This window comes from Pseudomonas sp. Tav-5-1A, from assembly GCF_055755055.1.
Window position 1 is genome coordinate 5187335 of sequence record NZ_CM146901.1, and the last position, 15165, is coordinate 5202499.

Sequence of the window (15165 nt, forward strand, 5' to 3'; positions counted from 1 at the left end):
CATCTTGCCCCTGTAGCCAAGGGCCCGCCACTTGCGCTAGCCTCGGCTGTAACAGGATGTTTAATCAAGGGCTCCCTGCCCTGCTGCGTTACGCCCATGACAGGCGCCCGGGCACTCCCCCGCCGCTGCGCGTCGTGGGTTGCCATGGCGGTAGCTTGCCTGCCTCGCCCTTCGCCTGCGTCCCCCCCACTCTGCCTTCGCCCAGCCCATTCCCCGGGCTGTTTTCGTCGTCCTGTCGAAAAGAGAACCTCCATCATGGCCCAGGCCCCAAGCTTCCTGTCGGTGGTGTTTGTCGTGCGCAACCACGCCGACGCACTCGAAACCTTGCTGCTGGACGCCACCGCCGTGGTCAGCACCATGGTGCGCGACTACGAGCTGATCGTGGTCGACAACGCCTCCACGGACGCCAGCATCGCCATGCTCAAGACCCTGACGGCCGAGGCCGGTATCGCCAACCTGCAGGTCTACGCCCTGACCAAGGAGGTGGACCTGGACACCGCCTCATGGGTGGGGGTAGAGAACGCCCTGGGCGACCACGTGGCGGTGATCGACCCCATGACCGATGACATTCACTATCTGCCCCACCTGTTGGACCAGGCGCGCCAGGGCGCCGACGTGGTGTTCGTCTACAACGAGCAGCGGCCGCGCCAGGGCCCGCTCTACCGCCTGGCGTTCCGGGCGTTCCACTGGTGGTACCAGCGCTTCAACGGCATCAACCTGGCCCGGGAGGCGCCGCCCTATCGATTGATGTCCCGGGAAGTCATCAACTTCATCCTGCAGCACCCCAAGCCGGTGATCGGCTACCGCCACCTGCCGGCCACCGGCGGCTTCGCCCGCGCCAACCTGCGCTACAGCGAACCGCCCAGGCCCCAGCGGCGCAAGCGCCTGCGCGACAACGTCGACCGCGGCGTGGGCCTGTTGCTGTCCACCACACGCGCGCCCATGCGCGTGGTCACCGCCTTGTCGTTGTTCGGCGCGGTGACCAACCTGATGTATTGCGTGTACGTGGTGGGCATCGGTTTCTTCAAGGCCGACGTCGCCCCGGGGTGGGTGAGCCTGTCGTTGCAGCAGTCGGGCATGTTTTTCCTGATATCCCTGGTGCTGATGGTGCTGGGCGAGTACCTGATGAACATGGCCGGGGCCGCCCAGCAGGGGCCCGTGTGCCACGTGGCGCAGGAATTCACCAGCGCGCGCATGACCCGCCGCGACCACCTGAACATCGAGGAAGCCGTGGCCGGCCCCGCCGAGAGCACCGTGGTCGTCAGCGGACGGTTTTCCTGATGGCGGGCAACGACGAGGCGTTCGATGCGGTGGTCATCGGCGGCGGTTTCTACGGTTCGGCCATCGCCGTGTACCTGGCGGCCCAGCGCGGCCTCAAGCGCGTGCTGCTGGTGGAGCGCGAGGCAGCGCTGATGCAGCGCGCCTCGTACAACAACCAGGCGCGGGTGCACAACGGCTATCACTACCCGCGCAGCTACACCACCGCCTACCGCAGCCGGATCAACCTGCCGCGCTTCGTGCAGGACTGGCCCGGCGCGGTACGGCAGGACTTCACCAAGCTCTACGCCATCGCCCGGCAGAACTCCAAGGTCACTGCGCGCCAGTTCGAACGCTTCTGCCACGACATCGGCGCGGCCATCGAGCCGGCGCCCGCGCACCTGCGCGGGCTGTTCGAGCCGCGCCTGATCGAGCAGGTGTTCAAGGTGCAGGAGTACGCGTTCGACACCCGCCACCTGGCCGATTGGGCGCTGCACGAACTTCAGCGCCAGGCCGTGCAGGTGCACTACCGCACCCGCGCCACGGCCATTGAGCGCCAGCCCGGGCCGGCCCTGCGCGTGCACTTGCACCACCACGGCGGCACCGGTAGCAGCGTGCGCTGCCGCTACGTATTCAACTGCACCTACAGCGGCACCAATCAACTGGGCGGTGACTTTCCCGGGGTGAGCACCGGGCTCAAGCAGGAAATCACCGAAATGGCGCTGGTGGCCATGCCTCCGGCGCTGGCCGGGTTGGGCATCACGGTGATGGACGGGCCGTTCTTCTCATTGATGCCGTTCCCCGCGCGCGGGCTGCACACCCTGTCCCACGTGCGCTTCACCCCGCACCTGCACTGGCAGGACCAGGCCGGGCTGGACCCCTACGGCAAGCTACACGACTACCAGGCCGTGAGCCGCGTGGAACGCATGGTGCGTGACGTGGGGCGCTACATCCCGGCGGTGTTCGACGCCCGGCCGGTGGACTCGCTGTATGAGGTCAAGACCGTGCTGCAACGCAACGAAGGCGACGACGGCCGGCCGATCCTGTTCGAACGGCACGCCACGTTGCACGGCTGCTACTCGGTGCTGGGCGGCAAGATCGACAACCTCTACGACGTGCTGGAGAAGCTCGATGACGAAATACTTTGACCTGCCCAGGGTGTGCACGCTGCTGGCCCTGCTGGTGCTGGCGAGCATCTTCCTGACGCTGGCGAGCCGCTCGGTGTGGCTGGACGAGGCGATGCTGCTGAAGAACATCATCGCCATCGACAACCCGGCCGATTTCGCCGCGCCCCTGCCCTATTACGACCAGGCGGAGCCGGTGCTGGCGTCGGTGTTCTTCAAGGCGATGACGGCGGTCTTCCATTACGACATCCGCGCCCTGCGCCTGTCCGTGCTGGGGCTGTCGCTGTTGCTGGTGGCGCCGGTGGCGCTGCTGTTTCGCCAGCAGCGCTGGGGGTTGTTCGTGTTCCTGGTGGCGCTGATCGGCAACTCGTTTTCCACCGGTTTCCACTTCACCGAGCTCAAGTTCTACTTCCTGGAAATGAGCGGCAGCTTCCTCGCCATCCTGGCGATCCGCGAGGCCGAGGAGCACCAGGACATCTACTGGACGCTGCTGGTGGCCGCGCTGGTCAGCCTGCTGGGGTTCTCCACGCTGATCATCGCCGGTGGCCTGCTGGCCTATGCCTGCCTGTGGTTCGTGACCCGCGACGACGGCCGCCAGCGCGGCTACAAGATCGGCGGCTTTCTGCTGGCCAGCGCCTGCGTGGCGCTGTCGTACCTGTACATGAAGTACCTGACCATGTACCAGTTGGGCAACTACAACAGCTACGCCGCCAGCAGCCACCTGGACGCCCTGAAGGATGTGGTGCGCGCGCTGCTGGGCGCCTACGGCAAGGCGCTGATGACGGTCTCGGTGGTGGCCAGCCTGGCCCTGCTCAGGTACGGCCAGCGCGACTACCTGTACCGGGTGAACCAGTTCTTCTGCGCCCTGGTCGTGGTGGTGCTGGTAGGCAAGGTGGCGGGCTTCTACCCTGCCGTCTACCCGCGCCACGTGATCTGGCTGGTGCCCCTGAGCCTGGTGATTTCCACCTTCGCCATTGTCCGCTTCAGCACAAGCTCGCGCCTTGGCCTGAAAGTGCTGGGCTGGGCGCTGTTCGCGGTGCTGGGGCTGCAGGCCGCCAAGGCCTGCTACAACAACCTGGAGGGCGAGAACTACCAGTACACCGACAACAACCGCCTGTACCAGTACATCTCCGGCATGCCGCCCAGCGATATCCTGGTGCACCCCAACGCCGAGCCGTCGCTGGAATACTACCGGTTGATCGACCCCGGCCTGAACCAGCAGCGCTTCATCACCAGCCTCGACGAGAGCACCCACCGCCGCGACCCCAACCAGGAGATGGTGGCCATGGCCGCCGACGTCGACCGCCTGTTCGCCGAGCGCCCCGGCGACTCGGTGTACTTCCTTACCTCGCACCTGGACCTGCAGCCCGGCGAGACCGGGGTAGGCAACCTGATGCAGCGCGCCCTGGACCGCTACCACTGCAGCTACACCTCGGTGCTCAGCGTCACCGATGCCGAGCTTCTTCACCTCAACTGCCGAGGTACTCCATGAACAGCACCCGCCACGGGCTGATCGGCCATACCGGTTTCGTCGGTTCCACCTTGCTGCGCCAGGCCCGCTTCGACGCCTGCTACCGCTCCACCACCATCGCCGATATCGAGCATGAGCAATTCGATACCCTGGTGTGCGCCGGCGCCCCGGCGCAGAAGTGGCTGGCGAACCGCGACCCCGCAGGCGACCTGCGGGCGATCGATACCTTGATCCACCACCTGTGCACCGTGCGCTGCAAGGTGTTCGTGCTGATCAGCACCGTGGATGTGTTCGCCCATCCCATCGGCGTGGATGAAGGCAGCCCGGTGGACGAGCAGGGCCTGCAGCCCTACGGCCTGCATCGGCGGCGCCTGGAGACCTTCGTGGCCGGGCACTTTCCCCGTCACCTGATCGTGCGCCTGCCTGGCCTGGTCGGGCCAGGGCTGCGCAAGAACGTGGTGTACGACCTGCGGCACGATAACAACCTGGCGGCCGTGGACAGCCGCGGGGTGTTCCAGTTCTACCCCATGGTCAACCTCTGGCACGACATCCAGGTGGCGCTGCAGGCCGGGCTGTCGCTGGTGCACCTGTGCGCCGCGCCCATCAGCGTGGCGGACCTGGCGTGGCAAGGCTTTGGCCGCGCGCTGGAGCAGCACCTGCCGCCGCCGCCGGCCCGCTACGACCTGCGCAGCCGCCACGCGCAACTGTACGGCGCCAACGGCCCCTACCCCTACAGCGCCCGCGATACCCTGCTGGCCGTGCGCGCCTATGCGCAATCCGAACCGTCCCTGGCGGTGAGCGAGGCATGCCCATGAGGCTGGCCATCTCCAACATCGCCTGGGACCGGCCCCACGACAACGCCGTCAGCCTGTTGTTGCAGCGCCTGCAGGTGGATGCCATCGACGTGGCGCCCGGCAAGTACTTTGCCGACCCGGCACGCACCAGCGAAGCCCAGATCGCCCAGGTGCGCCGCTGGTGGCGCGCCCGTGGCGTGCAGATCACCGGCATGCAATCGCTGCTGTTCGGCACCCAGGGCCTGAACCTGTTCGGCGGGCGCGACAGCCAGGCAGCGATGCTGTTGCACCTGGCGGCGGTCTGCCGTATCGCCGCGGGGCTGGGCGCCAGGCGCCTGGTCTTCGGTTCGCCGAAGAACCGCGACCGCAGCGGCCTGGACGACCAGCAGAGCCTGGAGATTGCCTGCGACTTCTTCTGCCGGCTGGGGGATATCGCCCACGACCACGGGGTGATCATCTGCCTGGAACCGAACCCCGCCTGCTACGGCGCCAACTTCATGCTCACCAGCGCCGAGACGGCGCGCGTAGTGCGGCGCGTGGCCCATGGCGCCATCCGCATGCAACTGGATACCGGGGCCCTGACCCTCAACGGCGAGGACCCGGCGCAGGTGCTGCACGACTGCGCCGACTTGATCGGCCATGTGCACGCCAGCGAACCCCACCTGCTGCCCCTGGGCGATGGCACCACCGACCACGCGCGGATGCGCCAGGCCTTGCGCACTCACCTGCCCGGGCACGTGGTGACCATCGAGATGCTGACCCAAGCCGGCGCGCCACCGCTGCCGGCGATCGAACGCGCGCTGCTGGCGGCGAGCCGTCATTACCGCCACATGGGAAACGGGGTGAGCGCATGAAATGGGCAATTTTGATCCTGGGCATCCTGTCCAACGCCTCGGCCAGCGTGCTGGTGAAGATGGCGATGATGCCACCGCGGCGTTTTCCGTCCCTGGCCGAGCCGCTGCAAGCGCTGGCCAACTGGCCGTTCTGGCTGGGCCTGGCGCTGTATGGCAGCGCCTTCCTGCTGTATGCCGCAGCCCTGGCGCGCCTGCCGTTGAACGTGGCGCACCCGGTGTTGACGGCCGGCGCGGTGGCCACAGTGGCGCTGTCCTCGGTGCTGTTCCTGCGCGAGCCTTTTCATTGGACCACCGGTGCCGGGGTCTTTCTGGTGATTGCCGGCGTGGCGCTGATTACCGCGCGCGTGGCCTGAGTCGTACAGGAGATCCACCCCATGAGTTCAGCTGAACTGATCCCCGCCGACCTGGCACCGCGGCAGGTGCCGCGCTTCGACACGCCGCTGTGGCTGGGGCGCCAGCACGCCTGGTGCGTGGTGATCCCGGTGATCAACGAAGGCCCACGGATTCGGCGGCTGCTGGAGCGCATGGCCAACCTGGCCCTGGATCGCCTGGCCGACATCATCATCGTCGACGGTGGCAGCCAGGATGGTTCGCTGTCGCCAGGCCTGCTGCAGGCCACGCGGGTGCGCGGGCTGCTGGTCAAGACCGGGCCCGGCCAGCTCAGCGCCCAGTTGCGCTGCGCCTACGCCTTCGCCCTGGACCAGGGCTACGAGGGCGTGGTGACCATCGATGGCAACGACAAGGACGACCCCCAGGCCATTCCCGACTTCATCCAGGCCTTGCGCCACGGCGCGGATTTCGTCCAGGCGTCGCGCTTCATCGCCGGGGGCGTGGCCGAGAACACCCCGGCCGCGCGGGACCTGGCCATCCGCTTCATCCATGCGCCGCTGCTCAGCTGGGCCTCGGGCTTCGCCTGGACCGACACCACCCAGGGTTTCCGGGCCTACAGCCGGCAGCTGTTGAGCGACCCCAGGGTAGCGGTCTTTCGCGATGTGTTCATGACCTACGAACTGCTGGCGTACCTGTCCTACAAGGCGCCGCGCCTGGGCTACAGCTGCATCGAACTACCCACGGTGCGCCGTTACCCCAAGGGCGAGGTGCCGACCAAGATCAGCAGCGTGCGCGGCAACCTGGCCGTGCTGGCGGTGCTGGTACGCGCCTGCCTGGGGCGCTACGACCCAACGTAACGCCGCCCCCGTACAGGTCGCGTAACGGCGCCCCCGGACGCGGCCTCGCGGCCGCTGCTACAGATCGCGTGCCCAGACGCGGCCTGGCATGAGGAACTGCATCATGAACGCCTTCCTTCCGGCCCGCGCCTTCGCAGCGCCCGGGCTGCTGGCTTTGCTCTACCTGTGCCTGTGTTTCGCCCCGCTGGGCAGCGGCCTGCCGTTCTCGGTGGTCTCCCTGCGCCTGTGGGCGCTGGCGATCGCCGTGCTGCTGGCCGCCGCGCTGGGCCAGCTGTTGGCGCCCTGGCGCGGCGCGCGCTGGTTGCTGGCCCTGGGCCTGGCAGGCCACTGCCTGGGCAGCCCGGTACTGTTCCCCGAACTGACCTTCCACCTGCTGGCGCTGAGCAGCGGCCTGCTGTTGATACTGGCGGTTGCCGCCAGCCAGGCCGGCCGGCGGATCGAGGGCGGCCTGTGGCTGCTGAGCGCGTTGTTGTCCTGGCGCTACATGCAGCCACACAACCTGGCCGACACCGACGCCCTGGCCGCCGCCATGGGCGCCTATGGCCTGCCCCTGCTGGTGATTTCGCTGGCCGCCCACCTGGCGCTGCTGGCAGGTTTCGGCCAAGGCCTGGCGCGCAGCCTGAACCGCGCGTTCGTACTGGCCCTGTGCGTGCTGCTGTTCACCCACGCAACGGGCCTGTTGCCGTTAGGCAACCCCCGGCAATGGCTATGGCTGGTCGCAATGAGCCTGGTAATCGACGCCCTGGTGATCGCCGAACTGCTGGGGCAACCGGGGCGGCTGCCCAAGCTGCTGGCCTGGACCCTGGCCGGGGTGCTGATGCTGCAAGGCTGGCCGTTCGCCGAGCACAGTGCCTACCGGCTGTCTCGCGCGCCCGGCGTGTATGAATGGCTGGCGAGCCTGCCGCCCAGCAATATCCTGGTGCAAGGCTGGGCCGCCGCGGCGGTGTCGCGCTACCGCGAGCTGGACCCAGCGCTGGCAAGGCATCGATTTTTCACCGACACCGCCGACCCGGGCCCCGCCAGCACCGCCTACCTGCTGGGCCCGCCCCTGGACCTGGCGCACAACCCCAGCGGCCTGGACGCGCCCTTGCAGCAACAGGTCGACCGCCACCGCTGCCGCTACACCTGGCAGGCGGCGATCACCGATGCCAGCGTGCTGCGCCTGTCGTGTGGATGAGCCGGCTCAGGCCACTGCCGGCGCCTTGACGACCTTCTCCGGGCGCCCGCCTACCAGCGCAGCAATCAGGATCAGGCCACCACCACACCAGGCCAGCGGAGTCAGTTGCTCGTTGAGCCACAGCACCGCGAAGCAGGCCCCGAACAGCGGCTCGGAGCCCATCAGCAAGGACGCACGGGTGGGGCTGGCGTGTTGCAGCGCATAGTTCTGGGCGAAGAAGGCGAACAGCGTGCAGAACAGCACCAGGTACACCGTGGCCGTCCAGAACGACCATTCGGTGGGCAGCGCCGGCACGCCGCCGGTGGTCACCAACAGGATCAGCAGGCTGCCGAACCCCACCACCCCGACCTGCACCGCGGTCAGCGCCAGGGCTGGCACCTTGACGTTCTGCAGCAGGTACTTGGTGGAGCAGACCATGAACGCGCGCAGGACGGCCGCGACAATCATCAGCCAGTCGCCGGTGTTCATTTCCACCTGGGACGCGCCCGTCAGCATCATCGCCCCCACCACCGACAGGCACGCAATGCCAATGGCCTCGGCGCTGGGCCTGCGGCGGAACACCGCCCACTCCACCAGCGGCGTCAGCACCACGCACATGCTGATCAGGAAGGCCGCGTTGCTGGCGGTAGTCAGGTGCACGCCATAGGTCTCGCTGAGGAAGATACCCAGCAGGATGGTGCCCAGCGCCAACCCTGGCAGCAGCGCCGTTTTCAGGTGGCCGCGAAGCGCCGGCAACAGCAGCACGAAGGTCATGATGAAGCGCACGCACAGGAAGCCCATGACCGGGTAGAACACCAGGGCGCCCTTGGCCACGCCGTAGCTGGTGCCCCAGATGCAGGCCACCAGCAGCAGCATGATTTCGGCGATGCGCGTTTTCGATAGAGACATGTTCAGCTCCCCTTGCGGGTAAAGGCAATGACCAGCGCGTCGCGATGGCCCTGGCGCCCGATTTCCAGGCTATTGATGGGGGACACTTCGTGCATGATCTGGTGGTCGTCACCCAGGATCATGTCCAGGCCATTGGCCAGCGTCACTTCGCACAGCGTCTTGTTCAGCGGCGTGGACACCCGTGTCGTGCCGCCGGTGATACCCACCCGGCGAATCAGCAGCATGACGATGTAGTCCACGCCGTCACGGTGGCGGCCCTCGGGCGTCGGCTTGCCCTGTTCCTCGTCATTGCTGACGATGCGATACGGGTGCAGGCGGATGTTCCAGTCGCAGGTGGTGCCTTCGGCGGCGTCGAAGATCCGCGCCATGCCGCTGAGCAAGGCGTTGAAGAACGGATGCTCGACCATGCCCTGTTCCAGCGGCAGGAAATGCCGCGCCACGCCACCGTTGAGGGTGTTGATGTACCTGGCCTGCTCGTAGGGTGCGTGGGGCAGCTTGTGCAGGCTGCCACCGTCCCTGAAGTCGAACTCGCTGTAGCGGCGGTAGCGGTAGGTGCCGCGGTCGGCCATGTACTCGTCCAGCACCAGGCCGTCCCAATAGCCGGCGAATTCGGCCCAGCTCTCGGCGTCGAGGTTGAAGTGCCGGGCCAGGCCGTCGCCGTCCCGGTACGCCCAGCCCTGCTTCTTGATGTCGTCGCTGATCGACTGCACGGCAGGTGCATCCAGCTCGATGTCGGCACAGACGAGGCTCATGGGTGCACTCCTTCTGCCACGCTGGCGCCCCGCAGCGGGCGGCGGCCATGCTGCTCGGCGAGGCTGCGGCTGCCCCGCTCCCTGGCAATGTCCTTTTCCCATTGGTCGCGGTCGGTCAGGTACAGCGCCGCAGGGGCCTTGATGGCAGCCAATTGCGCACTGCCCTCGCTGAGCTGCAGGGTGACCTTGCCGGTCACCGCGGTAGCCGTTTGCGCGATGAACGCGCTGGCCGCGCCATGCAAGGCGCCATACCAGCGACCCTCGATGGCCTCGCGCACCCACACCTGTTCGAGGCTGATCTTCTCGCGGATCAGCTCGGCGTCCAGCACCGCGGTTTCAAGGGTGCGATACGCCTGCAGCAGGATGGCCGCGGCAGGTGCCTCGCGTACTTCCAGCACCTTCTCGCCGCCTTCCAGGTGCTCAAGCCCGCTGTAGCGGCCAATCTGGAAACAGCCAGCCAGATGGTTGACCTGGTGGATCAGCTCGATCAGCGGCAGGATCTGCCCGTTCAAGGCAAACGGCCGGCCGCCGCGGAATTCGATTTCCAGCTGGTCGACCTCACGGGGCTGGCGAGGACGAGTCCAGCGGTAGATGTCGGGCGAGACCTTGAAGTCTTCCGGGTTGTCCAGGCTGCCCGACTCGTACTCGCGCACCCACAGGTTGGCGTCGCCGCTCATGCCACGGGACTGAAAACCGGTCAGGCCGACCTCGCTCAGTTGCGCCACCTTTTCCTGACGGCTCAGCGCCGAATATTCGTACGGGCTGCCGGTAAACCCGGTGTAGCCCAACTGCTTGATGGCACCGTTGAGGCGGCGCAGGCTGTTCTGCGACTGGTTGGCGGTGTGCAGCAGTGCCCCGCAGCCCAGCTTGTGCGCGGTCTCCACCGCGAAGCGGGCAATGATCGGACGTGACAACGACGAGCTGACCGGGTACATGCCCAGGTACTGCGCCTGGGCCTGGATGGCCGGCAACACCGCCTGTTCGACGAACGCAGAGCGGCCATCGACCACCATCAGCGTGGCCCCGAAGAAATTTGTGATGCGTTCCAGTTCCGCGTAATCTGCCCCTTCATCCAGATCCACTGCCAGTGCAGTGACCTTGCAGTCCAGTTTCGACAGGTGGTACAGCAGGTAGCTGCTGTCCAGGCCACCGCTGAACAGGGTCAGCACATGGGGCGTGCGCTCGGCGACAAACGCCAGGTCGTCCAGGCTTCGAACATCCATTTCTCGGGTCATGCAGCGGGCTCTCCTTGGGCCAATCAGTGGGAATGCAGCGAGTGCCCCGGAATTATCGATGGCCCGGTGGCTGGCTATTAGCCCACCTTTGGGGACAACAGTTTTGCGCCACGAGAACGAATCAACCAATCGGCTGATGCCGTATATGTCGGTGTTTGTGAAGGTGGTTGAGCTGGGCAGTTTCTCTGCGGCGGCCGAGCAGATAGGCCTGACGGCCTCGGCAGTAAGCCGGCAGATCGCAACCCTGGAAAGCGCACTCAGCGTCAAGCTGTTGGAACGCACCACCCGCAAGCTGCGCCTCACCGAGGTCGGCACCCAGGTGTTCGCCCGCTGCCAGGAGATGGTGGATTCGGCGCGCGCCGTGCAGGAAATAGCCGAACGCTTTGTCAGCAGCCCCCAGGGGCTGATCAAGGTCAGCGCGCCCAAGGCGCTGGGCAAGATCATCATCAGCCCGTTGATTCCGCAATTCCTGCGCCTGTACCCACAAGTCGACGTGCAGTTGATGCTCAGCGACCAGCCCAGCGCCCTGATCAGCGACGACTTCGACCTGCTGATCCGCATCACCGACACCCCGCCCCTGGGCCTGGCAGCCCGGCCGCTGCTGGACGTGCATCACGTGCTGTGCGCCACCGAGCACTACCTGGCCCAGGCCGGCACGCCACAGCACCCTGACGACCTGGCGCGCCACAGCTGCATCTACCTGGGCGAAACCCCGAGCGACAACCGCTGGCAGCTGCGCCATGGGCCCAGCGGCGAAAAGGTCACGGTGAACGTCAAGGGCCGCTTCGTCAGCAACCACAGCGAGGTGCGCCTCAACGCGGTGCTGGCCAACCTGGGCGTGGGTTGCCTGCCGTACTTCACCGCTGCCCAGGCGCTGGCGAACCAGCAGATCGTGGAGGTGCTGAGCGACTGGCGCTACGAGACCACCTACCACGGCAGGGCCTGGATCCTGTACCCGCCCAACCGCTACCTGCCGCCCAAGTGCCGGGCGCTGATCGACTACCTGGCCGAGCACATCAGCCAGCCCTCGATGCCCTAGCCTGGCAGGGCAAAAAACCGGGACGAAAAAAAGCCGGAGAGCACTGAGTGCTTTCCGGCTTTTTTCTTCTTGCATATGGTGGGTCGTGTGGGACTCGAACCTACGACCAATTGGTTAAAAGCCAACTGCTCTACCAACTGAGCTAACGACCCGCTGTGTTGGGGTGCGCATATTACTGGTTTATGGCGCGAATTCAAGGTTTTTTTTCATTGATTGCCCCGCGACAAAATCGAGGACGAAAAAAAGCCGGAGAGCACTGGGTGCTTTCCGGCTTTTTTCTTCTTGCATATGGTGGGTCGTGTGGGACTCGAACCTACGACCAATTGGTTAAAAGCCAACTGCTCTACCAACTGAGCTAACGACCCGCTGTGTTGTGGTGCGTATAATACTGATTTATAACGAGAATTCAATACCTAATTTGAAAAAAGATCAAAAATATCTGGTTGGGTCGCTGACACCAGCCGCGGCGAAGCCTTCGGCGCGCAGGCGGCAGCTGTCACATTTCCCACAGGCACGGCCCTGGTCGTCCGCCTGGTAGCAGGAAACGGTCAGGCTGTAGTCCACACCACGAGCGATGCCGGCCTTGACGATATCGGCCTTGCTGAGGTTCTGCAGCGGCGCCTGGATGGTGAATCCCTGCCCTTCCACGCCAGCCTTGGTGGCCAGGTTGGCCATGCGCTCGAACGCTTCGACGAACTCGGGACGGCAGTCCGGGTAGCCGGAGTAGTCCACGGCGTTGACGCCGATGAAGATGTCACGGGCACCCAGCACTTCCGCCCAGCCCAGGGCCAGGGACAGGAACACGGTGTTGCGCGCCGGCACGTAGGTGACAGGAATGCCTTCGGTGGGCGCCTCGGGCACGTCGATGCTGCTGTCGGTCAGGGCCGAGCCACCAATGCCATTGAGGTTCAGGCCAATGACTTTATGCTCCACTGCACCCAGGTCCTTGGCGACACGGGCAGCGGCGTCAAGCTCGGCGCGGTGGCGCTGACCGTAGTCGAAGCTCATGGTGTAGACGCTGTAGCCCTCGGCCTTCGCCATGGCGACGACAGTGGCCGAGTCCAGGCCGCCGGAGAGCAGGATTACCGCTTTTTTGTCAGTCATGTCTGGTGTCCTTGAAGAAAATCGACCTGTAGCAGCGGCCCCCAGGCCGCGTCACAGGCGCCGCGGTGCGGCCTGACGCGGCCTGACGGCCGCTGCTACGGGACCTTAGCGGCCGGGTTCGTCGTTCCACAGCAGTTTATGCAGTTGCACCTGGAAGCGTACCGGCAGGTTGTCGGCGACAATCCAGTCGGCAAGGTCGGTGGCGTTCAACTGGCCCTTGCTCGGCGAGAACAGTACATCGCTGACGCGACGGTCGAGGCCGTACTGGATCAGCTTGGAGACCGCCCAATCGTAGTCGTCCCGCGAGCAGATCACGAACTTGACCTGGTCATTGGGGGTCAGCAGTTCGATGTTCTCGTAGCGGTTGCGGTGCGACTCTTCCGACGCCGGGGTCTTGAGGTCCAGCACGCGGCTGGCGCGGGTGTCGACCTTGGAGATGTCCAGGGCGCCGCTGGTTTCCACCGACACTTCATAGCCGGCATCGCACAGCTGCGCGATCAGGGGAATGGCGTTGGGCTGGGCCAGCGGTTCGCCGCCGGTGACACAGACGTAGCGCGGCTTGAAGCCGGCCACCTGCTCCATCAGCGAATCGAGGGTGCGAATGGTGCCGCCGGTGAAGGCGTAGGCGCTGTCACAGTACTGGCAGCGCAGGGGGCAGCCGGTCAGGCGCACGAAAACCGTGGGCAGGCCCGCCGTACGAGTCTCCCCCTGCAGCGAGTAGAAGACTTCGGTAATGCGTAGTGTGTCTTGCATAGGGTCCACGGGCGTGACAGCTAAACAGGCTGACCGCCTCCGTTGGGCACTTCGATGAACCCGCAAACGCGTAGTCCAGGGAAGCGTGTTCGAATAAAAGGGCAACAATTCTAACGAAAAAACCCGCGGCAAGCGCGGGTTTCTTCAAGTTGGCAGTGCCAGCTTACATTTTCTGCAGGTCGCGCTGGGCCAACTGCGCAGCGGAAGTACCAGGGTACTGGCTGACAACCTGCTGAAGGATGCCCTTGACCCGGTCGGTATGACCCAGGCGGCGCTCGACATCGGCCAGTTTGTACAGCGAATCAGGCACCTTGGCGTGTTTCGGGTACAGCTGGCTGACCTTGGCGAAGGCCTGGCCGGCGCCTTGCAGGTCACCCTTGGCCAGGTTCACCTCACCCAGCCAGTACTGGGCGTTGCCTGCGTACTGGCTGTTGGGGTATTTGCGCAGAAAGGCGGCGAACGCCAGGCTGGCTTTGTCGAAGTCCTTGGCCTTGATCAGGTCGAAGGCGGCATCGTAGTACAACTTTTCTTTTGCCGGGTCACCCGGCTCGGTGCTTGCGGCAGGCGCCTGGGCGGCTGACGGAGGTACCGGCGAACCAGCGGCGTTGATATCGCCACCGGCTGGAGAATTCTCGGAAGGTGCGGCGGCTGCAGGTGCAGTGCCGGTTCCAATGCGACGATCGAGATCCTGATAACGCTCCAGGCTCTGCTGTTTCAGCTGCTGGATATCGTTTTGCTGGACTTCGACCTGTCCGCGCAGACGCGCGATGTCTTCCTGCATTTGTTGCAGCTGCATGAACAGCTGGCCCTGCGCGGAAACCGGGGCTTGCGCCCCGGCATCAGCGTAGGCGCCGCTCGTGCCATAACCCGATGGCGGAGTACTGCTGGTACCGTTGGTACCATCACCATCAACCACAGGAACCTCTGCCCAGGCCACGAGTGGCAGGGCAAGAGCCAGAATAGTTACAGCACGGCGGCACGTTCGCATATCGAATTACTTACGCAGTTCGACGCGACGGTTCTGAGCCCACGACTGCTCGTCGTTGCCAGTTGCAACTGGACGCTCTTCGCCGTACGAAACGATTTCCAGCTGAGCTGGCGAAACGCCTTGCAGGACCAGGTAGCGTTGAACGGCTTTCGCACGACGCTCGCCCAGAGCCATGTTGTACTCGCGGGTACCGCGTTCGTCGGTGTTGCCTTCCAGTACGACGTGAGCGCCATTGGCTTTCAGGTCTTTAGCGTGGACGTCCAGAGCGCGCATGGCTTCTGGTTTCAGGTCCGAGCTGTCGTATTCGAAGTAGAAGGTGGTGATTGCGCGCAGAGCAGCTTCTTCGCTCAGGGAGCCATCAACGGCACCGGTGTTTGCGCCGTAACCAGCGTTAGGGTCAACAGCTGCTTGACCAGCGTTGTCGCCGCCTTTCGAAGAGCAACCTACAGCTACGGCCATGGCCAGAGCCAGCGCAGCAAACTTACCAAACTTCAGCATTTCCATCGTGAAACTCCTAATGAACCCCAATGTGTTAAGTAAAA

General features: G+C 65.3%; 16 protein-coding genes and 2 tRNA genes. 9 read left to right on the forward strand and 9 right to left on the reverse strand.

Features of this window, described 5'->3' with window-relative positions; genetic code table 11:
* Nucleotides 1–255 precede the first annotated feature (255 nt).
* From AC0J42_RS23745 to AC0J42_RS23780, 8 genes are all read left to right on the forward strand, one after another.
* The gene (locus AC0J42_RS23745; RefSeq protein ID WP_416426275.1) at nucleotides 256–1281 is read left to right on the forward strand and encodes a glycosyltransferase; all 1026 of its coding nucleotides are present in this window, start codon (nucleotides 256–258) and stop codon (nucleotides 1279–1281) included.
* A complete protein-coding gene (locus AC0J42_RS23750; RefSeq protein ID WP_473004127.1) occupies nucleotides 1281–2405 on the forward strand; it encodes an NAD(P)/FAD-dependent oxidoreductase in 1125 nt (374 codons plus the stop codon). The genes AC0J42_RS23745 and AC0J42_RS23750 overlap by 1 nt, the downstream gene beginning before the upstream one ends.
* Nucleotides 2389–3873 carry a hypothetical protein gene (locus AC0J42_RS23755; protein WP_416426277.1) on the forward strand — a complete coding sequence of 495 codons (1485 nt, stop codon included), beginning with the start codon at nucleotides 2389–2391 and terminating at the stop codon, nucleotides 3871–3873. Before AC0J42_RS23750 ends, AC0J42_RS23755 begins: the two co-directional genes overlap by 17 nt.
* Nucleotides 3870–4667, forward strand: a complete 798-nt coding sequence (locus tag AC0J42_RS23760) for an NAD-dependent epimerase/dehydratase family protein (RefSeq protein ID WP_473004129.1) — start codon at nucleotides 3870–3872, stop codon at nucleotides 4665–4667. The genes AC0J42_RS23755 and AC0J42_RS23760 overlap by 4 nt, the downstream gene beginning before the upstream one ends.
* Nucleotides 4658–5500 (forward strand): sugar phosphate isomerase/epimerase family protein, encoded by an 843-nt coding sequence (locus AC0J42_RS23765; RefSeq protein ID WP_416426280.1) that lies wholly within the window; start codon nucleotides 4658–4660, stop codon nucleotides 5498–5500. Before AC0J42_RS23760 ends, AC0J42_RS23765 begins: the two co-directional genes overlap by 10 nt.
* Nucleotides 5497–5853: an EamA family transporter gene (locus AC0J42_RS23770; RefSeq protein ID WP_416426281.1), complete on the forward strand. Its 357-nt coding sequence runs from the start codon at nucleotides 5497–5499 to the stop codon at nucleotides 5851–5853. Before AC0J42_RS23765 ends, AC0J42_RS23770 begins: the two co-directional genes overlap by 4 nt.
* A 21-nt stretch (nucleotides 5854–5874) precedes the next feature.
* Nucleotides 5875–6687 (forward strand): glycosyltransferase family 2 protein, encoded by an 813-nt coding sequence (locus tag AC0J42_RS23775; RefSeq protein WP_473004130.1) that lies wholly within the window; start codon nucleotides 5875–5877, stop codon nucleotides 6685–6687.
* Between the two features lie 103 nt (nucleotides 6688–6790).
* On the forward strand, nucleotides 6791–7864 hold the full coding sequence (locus AC0J42_RS23780) for a hypothetical protein (RefSeq protein ID WP_473004132.1): 1074 nt from the start codon (nucleotides 6791–6793) through the stop codon (nucleotides 7862–7864).
* 6 nt (nucleotides 7865–7870) lie between these two features.
* On the opposite strand, the gene AC0J42_RS23785 is transcribed toward AC0J42_RS23780, so the two are convergent.
* Genes AC0J42_RS23785 through AC0J42_RS23795 form a run of 3 tightly spaced genes read right to left on the reverse strand, consistent with a single transcriptional unit; the run spans nucleotide 7871 to nucleotide 10739 of the window.
* Nucleotides 7871–8752, reverse strand: a complete 882-nt coding sequence (locus tag AC0J42_RS23785) for a DMT family transporter (protein ID WP_473004134.1) — start codon at nucleotides 8750–8752, stop codon at nucleotides 7871–7873.
* Between the two features lie 2 nt (nucleotides 8753–8754).
* Entirely contained in the window at nucleotides 8755–9504 is a 750-nt protein-coding gene (locus tag AC0J42_RS23790) for a 2OG-Fe dioxygenase family protein (RefSeq protein ID WP_473004136.1), read from the reverse strand.
* Entirely contained in the window at nucleotides 9501–10739 is a 1239-nt protein-coding gene (locus tag AC0J42_RS23795) for an argininosuccinate synthase-related protein (protein ID WP_473004139.1), read from the reverse strand. The genes AC0J42_RS23790 and AC0J42_RS23795 overlap by 4 nt, the downstream gene beginning before the upstream one ends.
* 145 nt (nucleotides 10740–10884) lie before the next feature.
* Between AC0J42_RS23795 and AC0J42_RS23800 the strand changes: the two genes are divergently transcribed.
* A complete protein-coding gene (locus AC0J42_RS23800; RefSeq protein ID WP_416426288.1) occupies nucleotides 10885–11778 on the forward strand; it encodes a LysR family transcriptional regulator in 894 nt (297 codons plus the stop codon).
* Nucleotides 11779–11854: 76 nt separating this feature from the next.
* On the opposite strand, the gene AC0J42_RS23805 is transcribed toward AC0J42_RS23800, so the two are convergent.
* From AC0J42_RS23805 to pal, 6 genes are all read right to left on the reverse strand, one after another.
* Nucleotides 11855–11930 (reverse strand) — tRNA-Lys (locus tag AC0J42_RS23805).
* Between the two features lie 137 nt (nucleotides 11931–12067).
* Nucleotides 12068–12143, reverse strand: a tRNA-Lys gene (locus tag AC0J42_RS23810).
* Between the two features lie 64 nt (nucleotides 12144–12207).
* On the reverse strand, nucleotides 12208–12882 hold the full coding sequence (gene queC, locus AC0J42_RS23815; protein WP_027978755.1) for a 7-cyano-7-deazaguanine synthase QueC: 675 nt from the start codon (nucleotides 12880–12882) through the stop codon (nucleotides 12208–12210).
* A gap of 105 nt (nucleotides 12883–12987) precedes the next feature.
* Nucleotides 12988–13635, reverse strand: coding sequence for a 7-carboxy-7-deazaguanine synthase QueE (gene queE, locus AC0J42_RS23820; RefSeq protein WP_416426289.1), 648 nt, complete (start codon nucleotides 13633–13635; stop codon nucleotides 12988–12990).
* 163 nt (nucleotides 13636–13798) lie between these two features.
* Nucleotides 13799–14623 carry a tol-pal system protein YbgF gene (gene ybgF, locus AC0J42_RS23825; RefSeq protein ID WP_416426291.1) on the reverse strand — a complete coding sequence of 275 codons (825 nt, stop codon included), beginning with the start codon at nucleotides 14621–14623 and terminating at the stop codon, nucleotides 13799–13801.
* A 6-nt stretch (nucleotides 14624–14629) separates the two neighbouring features.
* Entirely contained in the window at nucleotides 14630–15127 is a 498-nt protein-coding gene (pal, locus tag AC0J42_RS23830) for a peptidoglycan-associated lipoprotein Pal (protein WP_027978757.1), read from the reverse strand.
* Nucleotides 15128–15165 lie beyond the last annotated feature (38 nt).